This is a genomic window from Terriglobales bacterium, assembly GCA_035651655.1.
Lineage (GTDB): Bacteria > Acidobacteriota > Terriglobia > Terriglobales > Acidobacteriaceae > DASRFG01.
In genome coordinates this window covers 346,225-361,391 of record DASRFG010000023.1, presented here as the reverse complement: position 1 = coordinate 361,391, position 15,167 = coordinate 346,225, and the positions used below count along the sequence as shown (strand labels likewise).

Annotated in this window: 13 protein-coding genes, 1 tRNA gene and 1 other RNA gene; 9 read left to right on the top strand and 6 right to left on the bottom strand. The window is 56.3% G+C overall.

What is annotated here, in order from left to right; translation table 11 throughout:
- The first annotated feature begins 29 nt into the window (after nt 1–29).
- Together VFA76_10015 and VFA76_10010 are read left to right on the top strand one after the other, a co-directional pair.
- Nucleotides 30–2,285, top strand: coding sequence for a DUF5916 domain-containing protein (locus VFA76_10015; GenBank protein ID HZR32169.1), 2,256 nt, complete (start codon nt 30–32; stop codon nt 2,283–2,285).
- Between the two features lie 1,079 nt (nt 2,286–3,364).
- The gene (locus VFA76_10010) at nt 3,365–3,625 is read left to right on the top strand and encodes a hypothetical protein (GenBank protein ID HZR32168.1); all 261 of its coding nucleotides are present in this window, start codon (nt 3,365–3,367) and stop codon (nt 3,623–3,625) included.
- Between the two features lie 971 nt (nt 3,626–4,596).
- Here the strand turns inward: VFA76_10010 and ssrA are convergent.
- Nucleotides 4,597–4,965, bottom strand: a transfer-messenger RNA (tmRNA) gene (ssrA, locus tag VFA76_10005).
- Between the two features lie 290 nt (nt 4,966–5,255).
- On the bottom strand, nt 5,256–5,981 hold the full coding sequence (locus VFA76_10000; protein HZR32167.1) for a TonB family protein: 726 nt from the start codon (nt 5,979–5,981) through the stop codon (nt 5,256–5,258).
- A gap of 387 nt (nt 5,982–6,368) precedes the next feature.
- On the opposite strand from VFA76_10000, the gene VFA76_09995 reads away from it, so the two are divergent.
- On the top strand, nt 6,369–6,965 hold the full coding sequence (locus VFA76_09995; protein ID HZR32166.1) for a hydrolase: 597 nt from the start codon (nt 6,369–6,371) through the stop codon (nt 6,963–6,965).
- A gap of 4 nt (nt 6,966–6,969) precedes the next feature.
- Here VFA76_09995 and VFA76_09990 read toward each other — a convergent pair whose 3' ends face one another.
- Both VFA76_09990 and VFA76_09985 read right to left on the bottom strand, forming a co-directional pair.
- Nucleotides 6,970–7,920: an AAA family ATPase gene (locus tag VFA76_09990; protein ID HZR32165.1), complete on the bottom strand. Its 951-nt coding sequence runs from the start codon at nt 7,918–7,920 to the stop codon at nt 6,970–6,972.
- Nucleotides 7,921–8,025: 105 nt separating this feature from the next.
- On the bottom strand, nt 8,026–8,373 hold the full coding sequence (locus tag VFA76_09985) for a hypothetical protein (GenBank protein ID HZR32164.1): 348 nt from the start codon (nt 8,371–8,373) through the stop codon (nt 8,026–8,028).
- Nucleotides 8,374–8,592: 219 nt separating this feature from the next.
- Here VFA76_09985 and gap point away from each other — a divergent pair, with 219 nt between their 5' ends.
- The 5 genes from gap (at nt 8,593) to secG (ending at nt 12,258) form a co-directional block, all read left to right on the top strand.
- Entirely contained in the window at nt 8,593–9,603 is a 1,011-nt protein-coding gene (gap, locus tag VFA76_09980; GenBank protein HZR32163.1) for a type I glyceraldehyde-3-phosphate dehydrogenase, read from the top strand.
- A 55-nt stretch (nt 9,604–9,658) separates the two neighbouring features.
- Nucleotides 9,659–10,921 carry a phosphoglycerate kinase gene (locus tag VFA76_09975; protein ID HZR32162.1) on the top strand — a complete coding sequence of 421 codons (1,263 nt, stop codon included), beginning with the start codon at nt 9,659–9,661 and terminating at the stop codon, nt 10,919–10,921.
- The gene (gene tpiA / locus VFA76_09970) at nt 10,921–11,673 is read left to right on the top strand and encodes a triose-phosphate isomerase (protein ID HZR32161.1); all 753 of its coding nucleotides are present in this window, start codon (nt 10,921–10,923) and stop codon (nt 11,671–11,673) included. Before VFA76_09975 ends, tpiA begins: the two co-directional genes overlap by 1 nt.
- A 77-nt stretch (nt 11,674–11,750) precedes the next feature.
- Nucleotides 11,751–11,835 (top strand) — tRNA-Leu (locus tag VFA76_09965).
- 78 nt (nt 11,836–11,913) lie between these two features.
- A complete protein-coding gene (gene secG, locus VFA76_09960) occupies nt 11,914–12,258 on the top strand; it encodes a preprotein translocase subunit SecG (GenBank protein ID HZR32160.1) in 345 nt (114 codons plus the stop codon).
- Nucleotides 12,259–12,360: 102 nt separating this feature from the next.
- Here the strand turns inward: secG and VFA76_09955 are convergent, their stop codons facing one another.
- The gene (locus tag VFA76_09955; protein ID HZR32159.1) at nt 12,361–13,080 is read right to left on the bottom strand and encodes a hypothetical protein; all 720 of its coding nucleotides are present in this window, start codon (nt 13,078–13,080) and stop codon (nt 12,361–12,363) included.
- Nucleotides 13,081–13,253: 173 nt separating this feature from the next.
- Between VFA76_09955 and VFA76_09950 the strand changes: the two genes are divergently transcribed.
- The gene (locus tag VFA76_09950) at nt 13,254–13,886 is read left to right on the top strand and encodes an MBL fold metallo-hydrolase (GenBank protein ID HZR32158.1); all 633 of its coding nucleotides are present in this window, start codon (nt 13,254–13,256) and stop codon (nt 13,884–13,886) included.
- Nucleotides 13,887–13,889: 3 nt separating this feature from the next.
- Here the strand turns inward: VFA76_09950 and VFA76_09945 are convergent, their stop codons facing one another.
- A complete protein-coding gene (locus tag VFA76_09945) occupies nt 13,890–15,068 on the bottom strand; it encodes a pyridoxal phosphate-dependent aminotransferase (protein HZR32157.1) in 1,179 nt (392 codons plus the stop codon).
- Between the last annotated feature and the right edge of the window lie 99 nt (nt 15,069–15,167).

Genomic DNA, 15,167 nt, shown 5'->3' with positions numbered 1-15,167 from the left:
GTTACCTCTGGTGTGTCGCCGCAGCGCTTGTGCTAGCGCCCCTACCTGCGTTCGGCACGCTGCCGTCGGTTCGTATCCCGCGTCTCTCCGGGCCGCCATCGCTGGCTGACTTTGAAGAGATGCAGCCTTCGTCGTCCCGCGCCGCTGAGATGTCGAAGGTAACCGGTTTCATCGTCCGCGAGCCTGCCGATGGGACTGAACCAAGCCAGGCCACGGACGTGTACCTCGGCTATGACCAACACAATCTATATGCGGTATTTGTCTGCTGGGACAAGGAGCCGAACAAAATTCGTGCGCGGATGACCCGGCGCGAGGACATCCTCTCCGACGACTCGGCGGAGCTCATGATTGACACGTTTCACGACGCTCGCCGTGGGTATGCCTTCGCCACGAACCCTCTCGGTATCCAGTGGGATGCGCTTTGGACCGAAGGCGCCATCCAGAACGGTTCACCGGGAGATTTCGCAGGCTTCGATCCGTCTTTCGACACGGTATGGCATTCCGAGGGTCGGATTACCGGGAAAGGCTATGTGGTCCTCATGGCAATACCGTTCAAGAGCCTGCGCTTTCCCAAAACCGATACCCAAGAATGGGGACTCATTCTGAACCGCAGTATCCCCCGCACGAACGAAAACTTGTTCTGGCCGCGGATTTCGGTTCGTATTCAAGGACGGTTCAATCAAGCGGCAACGGCGGCGGGCCTGGAGCGAATTTCTCCGAGCCGCAATATGCAGTTCATACCCTATGTATTGGCGCGTGGATACCGGGAGCTTGACCAGCGCGATCCTAACAGTCCTGTCTTCGCAAGCCGCAGACTGCAGGCAAACGTTGGCCTGGATTCGAAGTTCATTCTGCACAACAGCTTCGTGCTGGATGGAACGATTAACCCGGACTTCAGCCAGGTGGAATCCGACCAGCCGCAGATTACAGTAAACCAGAGGTTCGAAGTATTCTTTCCGGAAAAACGTCCCTTCTTCTTGGAGAACAGCAACTACTTCACAGCGCCGATCAAGCTGGTGTTCACGAGACGGATTGCACACCCGGAGTTTGGACTTCGCCTTACCGGCAAATCGGGACCTTGGGCCGTGGGCGTGCTGGCCAGCGACGACCGGTCCCCGGGGGAGAGAGTGCCGCCATCCGACCCTCACAGTGGCGACCGCGCCGCGTTCACGATCGCGCGCGTAAGCCGTGACATTTTGCAGCAGTCCACCATTGGCGCCCTGTACACCGACCGTGAATTCGCCGGCTCCTACAATCGGGTTGGCGGAGTGGACGCGAACATCAGGCTGAATCAGAACTGGCGGGTGCAGGGAGCGGCAGTGACCAGTTCGACTCTGAATCTAGACGGGTCGCATTCCGCAGGACCGGGGTACCAGCTCGACCTTGAGCGCGCAGGGCGCAAGTTCAATCTGCAATCTCTGTATGTTGATTACAGTCCCGGCTTTGATACGGAAACTGGTTTCGTGAACCGGACCGATATACGCCAGGAGAACCTCAACGCGACTTATTTCTTTCGGCCAGAGGGAAAGACGCTAATCTCCTGGGGACCCACACTACGACACTTCAGTATCTGGGACCATCGCGGCACCGCACTTGATTATTTCGTGCTCCCCGGAATGCGTGTGGACCTGACGCGCGCGACGTGGGTCAACTTGCATCCCTTCGGATACGACGGAGTATTTCTTCGTCCGCAGGACTACGCCGGACTGACGCACGTCACGTCATATCCACAGCCATTTTGGGGTATTGAAGGAGGTACTAGTTGGTTCAAGCAGTTCGACGTGAGCTGGTCCTTTCTCTCCGGAGCCGGAGTGAACTATAACCCGGCTGCGGGTCGGATTCCTCTAATCGGCCACGAGGACATCGGGGACCTGAAGGTGACCATCCACGCTTCAGGCCGGCTACGCGTAGACAATAGTTACTTGTTGGAACATGTGCGGGAGCGCGATACGCGGCTCACGGCGGTGACCAATCACATCGTAAGGAGCAAGTGGAATTGGCAGTTCACCCGCGAACTCTCGGCGCGGGTGATCGTCCAGTACATGTCGGTTCTGTCGAACCCGCTGATCAGTTCGCTTTCGCCAACCAAGAATGTGAATACTGACTTCCTCATCACTTACCTGGTCAATCCCGGGACAGCAATCTATTTAGGCTATAACAGCAATCTCCAGAACCTCGACCGGCGCCTGATCCCGACGTCCACGGGCCTGCTCACCAGGCCGAACGCGTTTATAAACGATGGGCGGCAGTTCTTCGTCAAAGTGTCGTATTTATTTCGACCCTGAGGGGGCCGAGGTACACGCCGGGTACGCGAAGCCAGGGTAAATGGATGGTGGAGGCGGCGGGAGTCGAAACATTTCGGTTTACTCATTCTACGGAAGTTATTAAAAACACGGTAACGCGAGAAACGCTCAATCTGCCAAAATGGGCGTTCGATTACACATGAATTACACACGAAACTTGTTACAGGTGGCTTTTCCGAACGCACATGATCTATTTACAACATGAACCTCAATGATACAAAACGCCTATACGATCTTGGAGGTACCCCGGCTAGCTCGCGAGCATACAAACGCAGCTTTTGTCCCAGGGATTGCCGGTCGTCGGCGAGGCACTCGTAAAGGTCGGTGTGCCTGTAGCCACTTCTAAGGGCTATTCGGGGTTGCTACCGACGCGCTTTTAGCGGGAACTCCATTAGGTTTGGGCAAGCTCGGATTCGATGCGCTTGTCTATGCCGGTTCAGCCGCTTACTGCTACGCGCACCAGTGAGGGACTAGGACGATGACGCATCTGATCGACGACATCCAGATCTTCCTAGTACTTGGGGTTGGTGGCTCTCTCACCGCTCTGGCCGTGTGTCGGGTGAAGTATGGTGCAGACTGGTTGGAACCCTGGCTCACGTTGACTAAATATCTTTGTTTTCTCGCTCTCACAGTTGTTGCAGTAGGCGAGCATGAGACACTCTTTGCTTGGTGGGCAGCAGCCCCATTTCTTGTGTCGATCAGCGTGGTGTCCGGGTTAGCATGGCTGATGACTGGATGGATTCTCCGTCGAAAATCCCAGGACGTAGTCTTGGACTTTGAGTCGATAAGCTCTGCTAAGGAAACTACGAATCGCGGAAGGTCCTCTGCGTGGATGCTCTACTGGGGTTTCGCTAGCTTGATCCTGTTGCTGGCCTCTTTCCTAGTCGCGATGACACGTACTCGATGATTGGTGACCTGTAGGATCTGAGGCCGCAAACAACAGTAGTTGGGCGTGGAACTTCACAAAATCATTCTTCACGGACTTTTCAGTATTCGGTCCAGAGAGCGACTCGAGGCCTTCATGCTTTGGCCAGTTCTTAGCAGACGCCGAAAGCGGTTTTGTGAATAGTTCTGCGCCGCCGAGCCCCTCTCTAGGCGAGGTCATCGGTGTAGGGACTGTAATGGCCGACTATTCCAATGAGGTGGGCATTGTGGCTGCGCAGCAAGTGGCCAAACATGGATCTAGAATCTCGAAATACACGATTGGCGAACAGGCGGGAGCTCGGGCCGGTTTGGCAGGACTTCTTGCAAATGCTGATTACCAAGGAGCAGTCGCATTGGTTAACGAATATGGATCTGCGTCTTCGGGGCAGTGCAAGTAGTCCGTAAAGGTGAGGATCATGCTCTTGCATTTGTTGAATCTACCGTGGTTCACATGGACGGCGGCTGCGCTGCTTCCGCTTGGGACGATTGCATATGTCCTTAAGTTATATCGCAAGCATTGCAGGTCCTTAGCCGTGTGGCGGAGGGCCGCTTTGTTGGCTTTCGTTCAGATCGCATTCCTCCTGCTTTCTTTTGCGTTCATCCCCATGCTCGCTTTCATCGCAAATATCGTTGCATTGCCATTCGGATACTACCTACTCGATAGCAGTCTCAAGAAACTTCAGGTTACGAGCAACATCGATAGCGCCGGGCTTCCAAGAACGTGACTACTTCCGTGATTCTCGCAATTCGCGTGTCAGGGGGCCGCTCAGTGGGAGTTCTTGTCGCCTTGGCACTAAGTTTGTGGGCAGCGTTCGTCTTTCTTCGTAGCAGCATTACTGGTGCCCCGCCGCTGTATTCGAAAGGCCCCTTGCGGCGGACGTTGCACTTCACAGCCGGACTGATTTTTGCGGCCCTTGCGGTGTGTGCTGTCGCGATGCTCGTTAGGAAATAATGTGCATTGATGTGGAAGGGATAGCGATGCCCACGCCGATCCTTGCCAATCTCCACGCTCGTCGTTCGCATCAATACGTTTTTGGAGAACAAAGGCTTTGCGGTCCACCGGACGGGTTTGGCCGAAGACGCTGTACAGAGAGAAATCGAGCGGAAACGTAATTTTGGTTTCAGAGGTCTCTTCACGCCCGCGTTCATCGCGCCACAAGGATTTCCGCTGGGTGACTGACGGGCTATGCGGAAGTTATTTGCAACCCAACCTAGTTCTGGTTATTCGGAGGGTGTGATGTTTCTGATGGAACGCCGATGTGTGGCTCATCACAAAGTACCCGGCTGGCCATCTTGAAGAGCGCACCCGGCTTGTGTTTCGGACTGGGAACTCGCGGTGGAGATCAGCGTAAGTTGCTGAATGAAAAGAGTGTGGAGGCGGCGGGAGTCGAACCCGCGTCCGAAGATGTTACTGGTCAAGAGACTACATGCGTAGTCGAGTCCATGCTCCCGGAATTACCCGGGAACGTTCGCGACGCGCGCTCAGGACCGACAAGAAACGCGAGTCGCTAGCCTGTGGATCTCGCCCGCGCGGCCCAGACGTAGCCGCGCAAGCCAGCCCGCTGTGCGACGCCCTTCCGCAGCCCACGGGCAAAGCGGCGGAGAGCGGCTACTTAACTAATTAAGCAGCGTATGCCATCTGTTGATTGGCATTTCTAGTTTTGCACGCGATTACGGGTGTGTGCCCCCCGGCATGCCTCTTGGCCGCAAGCATCCCCGTCGAAGCCGTGACGCCCCCATTCGGGCGGCCGCGTTGGATGGTACTGAATGTAACCTGCGGCCGATTTGCGGACCTTCAAAGAACTACTTCCAATTTAGGTAGTAAGCACTTGGAAGTCAATTGATTAGATGCTGTTGAAAGCAGGCAAGATACAAGAGATCAGTGGGCAATTGTCAGTCGCCAGTTTTCAGTTTCTGGTTTCGATCGTCGCAAGCCAATATCAGGGGACACAAAGTAATGAGATCTTCGTATCGAGCTTTACCTCCCTGTACTCTGTGTCCCTCTGTGGTTTAGTCCTCCGGATGCGATCAGCTGTTCAGTGTGAAGTTCACCGTGACCTCGGTTTCAATTTCGGTCGGCTGTCCGTTCAGGGAGTAGGGCTTATATTTCCATTGCCGAACCGCATCCAAGGCTGCCTTGGCTAGCATGGGATGGCCGCTCACCAACTGCAGATTTTTCACCTGGCCATCTTTTCCAATGAGGGCGTGCAGAATCACGGTGCCCTGAACGCGAGCTGAGCGGGCGAGGGCCGGATATTGTGGCTCAACCTTATGCTGTAACAGACCCTGGGTCACGCCCTGCGAGACGCGAACGCGCTGTGGCGCCGCTATTTTGGGCACGGCCACCGGAGTCGAGGCAAGCACGCCGCCCAAAACGCCGCCGATTTGTCCGCCGGCGACTCCGCCCGGAACACCGCCGGTTACCGCGCCCGGAGGAGGCGCAGCCGAAGCTTGCTCCACGTCCTCCACCCTCATGACCTTCTTCGGAATGCGGGTAGGAGTGTGAAGCTCGCCGGTATCGGCCACGGTTTTAACCGCCCGCGGTCTCACTGCGGCGGCTGCCGCTGGAGGCGGCGGAGGTGGAGGTGGTGGCGGAGGGGCCACCAGTTCCGTAAGCAGCGTGTGCGTCGGCAAAGCTTGCACGAACAATAACGGCAGCAGCACGAGGATGGCGATAATCGCGCCCTGGATCGCAAAATGATAGGACTGTAGCCGCTCCGCGGCGGGTGCCAGGTTTCTTATTGCTGGATTCAATGAGGCTCTGTTCAAACATCTTAGGTGCCTCCTTCGATGTAACTGGGCAGGGAACCGGAGTTTCAGCAGCGCCTCTGCTTCCTAAAAAAGCATCGGCAGGAGCAAACGCTCCCGCCGTAAATGCAACTCGTTATCAGAGAGGCTGGCGCCGACCGGTCCTGCCTACCTCAGCCTTGTCATAAATTGCTAGTTATTAGATCTGTTTGTGCTAAAGAAAGATGCCATTGTTGTGGGCCGGAAGCCTTCAGTGGCGCGTATTTCAGCAGACCTGAGCAGCCGGCGAGCGCTGCACTCCCGAGTGACTACTGCGAGCTGCTGGTCGAGACAGCACTGCACCATCATAAGCAGGGCAAGCGTTAGAATCTCGGGAAGTGATGAGGAGCTTTCATGGGCACAGTCGTCGGGAGCATCACCTCTATTAGCGAAGTAGCTCGCCGGCCGCTCGAAGCAGAAAAGTGCGCTTTGCTAGTTGTGGATGTTCAGGAGAAGCTCCTGCCGCCCATCTACGAAAAAGACCGGCTGGTGCGGAATACGCAACTGCTGATCCGCCTGGCCAGGCTGTTGAAGCTGCCAGTGCTCGCTACTACGCAATATGCCAAGGGCCTGGGCAATATTGTTCCGGAAATCAGCGAGTTGTTAACCGACGTAGCAGTCACTGATAAGCAGCAATTCTCCTGTTTCGGCAGCGCGGAATTCTGCAACACGCTCCAGCGGCTGCCTGGCCGCCGAAATACGATACTGCTTTGCGGTATGGAGGCACACATCTGCGTAATGCAGACTGCGCTGGGCGCGCTCAACAACGGCTATTTAGTGCATGTCGCTTCTGACGCTGTGAGTTCGCGCTCAGAGTGGAATTGGAAAATCGGGCTGGAGCGAATGCGCGATGCCGGGGCAGTGATTTCTTCCACTGAAATGATGATGTATGAGTTGCTGCGCTCGTCAGGCGTTCCGGCGTTTAAAGAATTGCTGCCGTATTTGAAATAGCCGGCTAGGCTTTCTCTTTGACCCGCACCACAGTCACCTTCGAAAAGCCCTCCTCAAATTCAGGCGGCCGCAGTTTCGCGGCCATGCGCTGCATCACATCTTCCGGCACCACCCGTTCGCGGCGGCGATTGCGTTCCATGCAGACCTCCACCGGGACGTCGAAGAACACCGCCTGCACCTCGTAACCGAAGTCGTGTGCCATCTTGATCCAGCTGCGCCGTTCGTGGGGTGACAGGTTCGTAGCATCAACGTAATTCGTGGGCATGCCCGCGATCATCCGGGCGCGCAACAGCGAACGCAGGGTGGAAAAAACCAGGTCCTGGAAGCGCTGCTGGGTTACGTCATCAAAGAGCATGGCCCGCAGCATGTCGCTGGAGAGCGGAACCACATTCTTGCGCTTAAACCATGTACTTTTCCCTGAACCCGGCAGGCCAATGGCCAGCACTACCACTCCCTTCGACGGCCTGAGCTGTTGACCTGGCGCCGGTTGTGGCGCACGCGGTTGGCGCTGGGGCTGGTGGCGTTGCGGCCGGTGCGCAGGATGCGCGGCCGAGTGCGAAGGCCGAGCTTCTGACGACTCTGCACTTGCACCGCTCAAGTCTCCTGGACCGCTGCCTTCGGGATAAGCCGGCTGCAGAGGCTGTGCGCCACGCTGCTGTGTGCCCGATGCTCTCCCTTGCGATTTACCACGCCCGCGGCGGCCACGACGCCGTTTACGCTTGGGCGCTTCACCGGAGGAAGTGGCAGCGCGCGCCTCGGCGGGCAGCTTCTCCGCCGGCGTCGGCTGCTCCTCGATGATCCTAGGTCGGTTTGCTGTAGGCTTCTCGGTTTCTACAAGGGAGTCCCGGTCCATAAGGTAAGGTTGCAACGGTGGCAATTCTGGAGAGGGACTTTGTGCAGGCTCTGGGGTGCCAGATTCGGGCTTTTTCTTGCCGCGACGCAGGCGGTCGCGCATCCACTTCCTCATGTTTGGCTTGTAACACAGAGAGCTGTGAGTGGGCAATCTGCTGATGCGCTAATAAGGAAGGTGAAAAAGCTGTGAAAGCAATCAAAGAGGAGGCTATTGCAGGTTGCGTTTTCGCGCAGATTCCTCTTCCACAAAATCTCTGGCGTGCTCCACCTCCGCTTTTTGCAGGATCAGCCTGGAAAGGTTCACCGCCTCGTGAATCAGCTTGCGAATTCCCATGGTGTCGCGGAATTCCAGAGCTTGCAACCTGGGCGCGAGGATGACGGCTGCTGCCAGAGTGAGCACGTGCACATCGCTTTCTGCAAACTGGTCTACCGAGCGGCGTCCCGAAGCTCCCGCCCGGCGTTCAGACGCGCTGCCCCGGCGATCGGCGCCGCGCCGGCGCTCCGCCCGGCGTCTTTCATCGGCGGGTTGTTTCGCTCCACTTTCGCCGTTTCCCATTTTGGAGATTGGAGCATGGGCCCTAAGCTGAGTACAAGTTACGAAAGGTATTCAGCCCCGAGCGCATTACTGGGACGAGACCAATTCGCAGCCCCATTCGGTATCCCTCACCCATTTGCGCCTACTGCTGCCCGATGTTACGATTTTTGCTTGTTCAATCGCTGATTACAAATTTTGGCCGCAACTCACCGTAACCTTTCTTACTGACCCGGAGGCAATATGGCAATCAAAGTAGGCATAAATGGGTTTGGGCGTATCGGCCGCAACATCCTGCGGACAGCCCTCCAGGATTCGAATCTGGAATTTGTAGCGGTCAACGATCTTACCGATCCGGGCACGCTGGCGCACTTACTTAAGTACGATTCCATCCTCGGCAACCTGCACCAGAACATCAATGCCGGCGCCGACTGCATCCGAATCGACGGCCGTAGTATTCGCGTTTTTGCTGAAAAGGATCCTGCTAAGTTGGATTGGTCATCCGTAGGTGCCCAGGTTGTGATCGAGTCCACTGGCCGATTTACCGACGCCAACGATGCTAAGAAACACCTGCGCGGGCCGGTGAAGAAGGTCATTATTACTGCTCCGGCCAAGAATGAAGATGTCACTGTTGTGCTTGGCGTTAACCAGAATGTCTACGACCCCGCCAAGCACCACATTATTTCGAATGCATCTTGTACCACCAACTGCCTCGCGCCGATCGCGAAAGTAATCAACGATGAGTTCAAGATCGTGAGCGGGACCATGACGACCATCCACTCCTATACTAATGACCAGGTAATTCTGGATTTCCCCCACAAGGATTTACGTCGAGCCCGGGCCGCCGCAATCAACATGATTCCCACCAGCACCGGCGCCGCCAAGGCACTGCACTTGGTAATTCCTGAGCTGAAGGGCAAGCTCGACGGCTTCGCGATGCGCGTGCCCACGCCCAACGTTTCCGTAGTTGATCTGGTGGCATTCGTAGAAAAGAAGACCAGCGCCGAGGATGTTAACGGAGCCATGAAGAGGGCTTCAGGGACTGCGCCTCTGAAGGGCTATTTGGGATTCGAAGAAGGCGAACTGGTTTCCACGGATTTCCGCGGCGATTCGCGTTCGTCCATTGTGGACGCGCCCATGACCCGCGTGGTGGCGGGGAACTGCGTGAAAGTGATCTCCTGGTATGACAACGAATGGGGATATTCCTGCCGGGTGCGGGATTTAGTCAACTTCATCGGCGCTAAAGGACTCTGATCACATCGAAGTAATCAACTGAGCGCCAGCCGCCCGCGGCGCGAATGAGGTCTAGATGCTGACGAACCATGCACCTTCCGCAACGCTTCGTGGCACGAGCGTCTTCCACAAGCTCTCAATCCGCGATATTCCCTTAAGCGGGCATCGCATCCTGATGCGCGTTGATTTCAACGTTCCACTAGGGGAAGACGGCGGCGTCCTCGATGACACTCGCATTCGCCTGACGTTGCCAACCATCGAATATGCGTTGCGTCATGGTTCGCGGCTGATACTGACGTCTCACCTGGGGCGGCCCAAAGGCAAGCCGGATCCACGCTATAGCCTAAAGCCCGTAGCGGAACGGTTGCGCATCCTGCTCGACCAGCAGCTCAGCCGGAGTGAAAACGTTGGATTTGCCACCGACTGCGTTGGACTGCAGGCGGAGGAGATGGCTAACAAGCTGGAAAAAGGACAGACATTGCTGCTCGAGAATCTGCGCTTCCATCCCGAAGAAGAGGCGAATGATGCAAAGTTCGCGCAGCAATTGGCTCGCTTGGGCGACTACTACGTGAATGACGCATTCGGCGCCGCACATCGCGCTCATGCATCAACGGTCGGGGTAACCAAATTTGTGCCCAAGGCTGCCGCAGGTTTCCTAATGGAGAAAGAGATCGAGTATCTGGGCAAGGTTCTGCACCATCCTGAACGTCCATTTATCACCCTCCTGGGCGGCGCTAAAGTGAGTGACAAGATCGGCGTCATACGCAATTTGATCGGCAAGGTGAACTCGCTGTTAATCGGAGGTGGGATGGCGTACACCTTTTTGAAGGCCATGGGGCAGCAGGTGGGGAAGTCCCTGGTGGAGGAAGACAAGCTGGACATGGCGCGGCAAACCATGCAGGAGGCGAAGGCGAAAGGCGTGCGCTTTCTGTTGCCGGTGGACCATGTAGTTGCGGACAAGATTTCCGCCACCGCAAGAATTAAGAAAATTGGAGAAAACGAAGCAATTCCTCCCGACATGATGGCGCTGGACATTGGTCCTCAGAGTGTCGAATTGTTCTCTGAAGAGATCTCTCGCGCCCGCACTATTCTGTGGAACGGACCCATGGGAGTCTTTGAGGTTGAACCCTTCTCCCACGGCACTATGAAGATCGCGCACGCGGTGGCAGAGAACGTTGGCGCTACGTCTATTGTGGGCGGCGGCGACACCATCTCTGCGGTTCGCGAAGCCGATGTCGCGGACCGAATTACTCACATCTCAACCGGAGGCGGAGCTTCCTTGGAGTTTCTGGAAGGCAAGAAGTTGCCGGGAGTAGAAGCTCTCACCGACGCCGCCTGATGCCCCGCAAAAAACTGATTGCTGCCAACTGGAAGATGTATAAGACGCCGGATGAGACCCGCGTCTTCATGAAAGCATTTCTTCCCCTGGTGGCCAACCACACTCGCGACGAAATAGTGGTCTGTCCACCGTTCGTGTGCATTCCCGCCGCGGTGGAGGAAACACGGGGCTCGCGCGTCGTCATCGGAGGTCAGAACCTTTTCTGGGAGAAAGAGGGAGCCTACACAGGGGAGATTTCGGCGGGCATGTTGCTGGCGACGGGCTGCACCCATGTGATCATCGGACACTCTGAGCGGCGGCAATATTTTGGGGAAACCGACGACACTGTGAATCGCAAGCTGACTCGCGCACTCGAGGCGGGTTTGACTCCGATTGTGTGTGTCGGCGAAGTGCTCAAGGAGCGCGAGGCTGGGCTCACCGAAGATGTCCTGCGCCGGCAATGTGTGGGCGCATTTCGCGGGATCTCGGGTGAAAAAGCTGCCAAGTTGACCGTCGCCTATGAACCAGTGTGGGCGATTGGCACCGGCAAGACCGCAACCCCCCAGATTGCTGCCGAGGCTCATCGGGTGATCCGGGCAGAGACGGCCGAAGCCCTCGGCGACCAGCTGGCCAAGAACTTGCGAATCCTTTATGGCGGCAGCGTGAAGCCGGAGAATGCTAAATCCCTGATGGCAGAAGATGAGATTGACGGCGCCCTGGTTGGCGGCGCCAGCCTCGATCCGCAATCGTTCGCTGCTATCGTGAAGTATTGAGGCACCTGTCCGCGACTCCATAGTGAGGTATTTGGCTTTGCTATAATTAATTGACCTCACGTACTTTTCGGACCAGTGCGGAAGTGGTGGAACTGGCAGACACACCATCTTGAGGGGGTGGCGCCGAAAGGCGTGGGGGTTCAAATCCCCCCTTCCGCACCATAGCTGCGGCTTCCGAATAGCCAAAAGATTTTGAGAACAGAGTTTCGCGGGCCACTGTGCCCGGATAGTTAGGAATCCATGCTTATAACACTCATTACCCTCGTACACATCTTCGTTTGCTTCTTCATTATTGTGGTGGTTCTGCTGCAGAGCGGGAAAAGCGGCGACATCGCTGCCGCATTCGGCGGAATGGGCAGCCAGACTGCTTTTGGTCCGCGCGGCGCTACTACATTGCTCGGAAAGGCAACAACCTGGTCAGCTGTCCTCTTTATGCTGACCTCAATAACGCTCTCAGTTGCCGCAGCGCGTCATCGCGGTTCAGGGTCCGTGCTTGAAGGCATCAAACCAGCGCAGACCAAGAGCCAGCCGGCAACGCCCGCGCAGGCCCCTAAACCCGAGCCGCAGCCGGTCACGCCGAAGTAGATCCCTGACTGCGTTCTTCTGAAAGTTCTGCAAACATCACCAGCAGATAAAAAAAAGACAGCCAGGTGGCACCCGGCTGTCTTAGAACAACTGGCTGAGCATTTACCGCTGAGGAGGCGTGGTGCTTCCACCAGTGTTGCCGCTTGGAGCGGGGTTGTTGGTGTTTGAGCTGCCAGTGCCCGCCGCAGGATTAGTTTGGGTCGCGCTCGTACCTTGGCTGGAACTCGAACTTCCCATGCTGGAGTTACTGGAGTCGGAGTTGCTGGAGCTAGATTGACTGCCGCTGCTCGCTCCTTTGGTCTTGCAAGTGTCGGAGACCTTATCTACCTTGTCGACCATAAAGACCCCACCGTTATGGTCGCTGCCCGTGCTTGACATCCCTGAATTAGGGGCAGACTGACCAGAGGAAGAAGAAGAGGAACTCGACATCCCGCTGCTTCCACTCTGCCAGCTTCCGCGAACCTTTACTTCTTTCCCTGCATACGAAGAGAGATCCTGGCCGCTCAGCATTGCAGTTTTGCCGTGCTTTTCCTGCAGAACGTACTGACCACCCTGCGATTCTATGCAGCCCTTCAGGGTCTTTTCGTCTTTTTTCCCGGAATTACTCATGCCGGAATTCTGGCCGGAGTCAGCAGTGCCGCTGGCCTGCCCACTCGACGTTTGTCCTTGATCGCTGCTGCTGCTCTGTCCGGTGGTGGTGCTGTCCTGTGTGCCGGATGAACCGCTGCCCGCATGGTCCCCTGCTCCGCCCCCACCGGTTTGTCCCCACACCGGAATTGTCAACATTAACGCGAATACCACTACAAGCGAATAGCTCTTCATGTCTGTCCTCCCTAAATGTTTACATCGATGCGAGCAATCTCACGGTGGTTGTGAACCTGTGAAGTGGTCGCTTGGTGTTCGAAGCTGCAGACTAGTAGCCGGTTAACTCACATGGCGATGAAGCGGAACTGCACGCCGTGTCGGCTCGTGCTCCTCACTGCTAACATAAGAGAATGATTCACGAGATCTTTCCCGTGGGCCCGTTGCAGTGCAATTGTTCGGTGATCGGGGACGAGCACACGCGAGAGGCAATGGTGATTGATCCGGGCGACAACATTGACCAGGTGGTCGCCATCGCACGCAAACAGGGGTTGACGGTAAAGCAGATCGTGATCACGCACGCTCACATCGATCATGTAGGTGGGGCGATGAAACTGCGGCGGCTTACCGGCGCTCCCATCCTGCTGAACCAGAACGATTATGCTTTGCTCAAGTTGCTCAATGTACAGGCCACCTGGGTGGGTATGGCTACGCCTGAAAGAGTCGAAGTTGACCAGAGTATCGGCGAGGGAGACAAGTTACATGTGGGAGGACTGGAAGCAGGCGTCCTGCATACCCCGGGACACACCGAAGGCAGTGTCTGTCTTTATTTTCCGGCCGAGCACAAGCTGATCGCTGGCGACACGCTATTCGCCGGCAGCATCGGTCGCACCGATCTTCCCGGCGGATCGTACGAAAAGATCATCCGCTCTTTGCACCAACGCGTTTTGGCATTGCCGGATGAGACCATCGTTGTTCCCGGTCACGGGCCGCTGACTACGATTGGCGCGGAGCGGGAGAGCAATCCGTTTCTGGTGCGTGGGTGACTTTTACGCCGACAGAAATTCAGTGGTCCTTCTTATGCCCTCGTCGAACTTCTCTGTGGGAGTAATCAGGCTTACGACTAGGTAGCCCTCGGCAGGGAAATCGTAAAAATGTCCGGGATGCACCAGCACCCGTTTTTTCTGTAGTAACTCTACGGCAAGGTCTTCGTCAGACCGAGTTGCGGGCAAGCGCAACACCGCGTACCAACCCCCTTCAATGTCCAAGCGATTAGTCATTTTTTGGCGAGCCAGCTGCCGGTCAAGTTTCGCCAGATTCGTGCGAATACGTTCCTGCAGTTGCTGGCGCATGCGATGACGTTGTTCAAGCATGGCCGGCGTTGCCAGTTGTAGCGGCGTGTTCATGGTGAGAAATGTATCCGCAATCACTTCCAGGCGTCCCAGGGCGGGCTCCACCAGGGAACTAGGACCGCTGGTCACGAACCACGACACTTTCATTTGCGGAAGGGCCGAGATTTTGGATAGCCCGCTGAGGGTAAAGGTCAGAGCAGATTGATTGTGCGCAAAACTGAAGCGCGATTCATCGTTATGTGGGAAATCCAGGAACACTTCGTCGGCTATGATCGCCAGCTCACGTTGTGCGCACAGGCGATTCAAAGCCTCTGCTTCGTTGGGCTTCACATACGAACCAGTTGGATTGTTAGGATGCACCACAATTACTGCTCGGCTCCGCGGCGAGAGAGCCTGTTCGACCGAGTGCAGATCAATTTGCCAGCCGTGGTCGTAAAAGAGCGAGTAAGGCGCCAGCTTCACATCATTCAAGCCGGCCAGATAGTCAAACAACGGATAGCTAGGCGCAGGGACCAGCACTTCATCTCCAGGATTGCATAGCAGCCGAAGGAGAAACGAATATCCTTCGCTGGTGCTGGCGGTAACTATGATGTTTTCCGGATTGACTTCGACTGCGCCGCGACTTCCGCTACGGTCGCGATAATAGCTTGCAATTGCCTCGCGCGTGGAAGGCAAGCCTTTCGGCTCGGGACAGTATTCCAAAGCACGCCGATCGGCCAGCGCGGAAAGAATTTTGTCGGCGTCGTGTTGCAACCCGCAGCGCGTTGGATTCGATTCAGTGAGGTCGAGGACCTCAGTCCCGTTGGCTCGCAACCTTTCTAAAGTTGAGGCCAGTCGGTTGGGCGTCAATTTCCAGTTGGAACGTTGCGCGAACACCTGTTCTTTTTACTATTTAGCGCGCCGAATTGCCATTTGGTGACAGACGCGGAAGATCACTGGTTTGGGTCCCAGCGGCAACATGAAGCATTTCTGCTG

Bases quoted from the DNA above. Each gene is read 5' to 3' on its own strand.
- VFA76_09995 (HZR32166.1), top strand. From the start codon at position 6,369: ATGGGCACAGTCGTCGGGAGCATCACCTCTATTAGCGAAGTAGCTCGC.
- VFA76_09990 (HZR32165.1), bottom strand. From the start codon at position 7,920: ATGCGCGACCGCCTGCGTCGCGGCAAGAAAAAGCCCGAATCTGGCACC.
- VFA76_09985 (HZR32164.1), bottom strand. From the start codon at position 8,373: ATGGGAAACGGCGAAAGTGGAGCGAAACAACCCGCCGATGAAAGACGC.
- gap (HZR32163.1), top strand. From the start codon at position 8,593: ATGGCAATCAAAGTAGGCATAAATGGGTTTGGGCGTATCGGCCGCAAC.
- VFA76_09975 (HZR32162.1), top strand. From the start codon at position 9,659: ATGCTGACGAACCATGCACCTTCCGCAACGCTTCGTGGCACGAGCGTC.
- tpiA (HZR32161.1), top strand. From the start codon at position 10,921: ATGCCCCGCAAAAAACTGATTGCTGCCAACTGGAAGATGTATAAGACG.
- secG (HZR32160.1), top strand. From the start codon at position 11,914: ATGCTTATAACACTCATTACCCTCGTACACATCTTCGTTTGCTTCTTC.
- VFA76_09955 (HZR32159.1), bottom strand. From the start codon at position 13,080: ATGAAGAGCTATTCGCTTGTAGTGGTATTCGCGTTAATGTTGACAATT.
- VFA76_09950 (HZR32158.1), top strand. From the start codon at position 13,254: ATGATTCACGAGATCTTTCCCGTGGGCCCGTTGCAGTGCAATTGTTCG.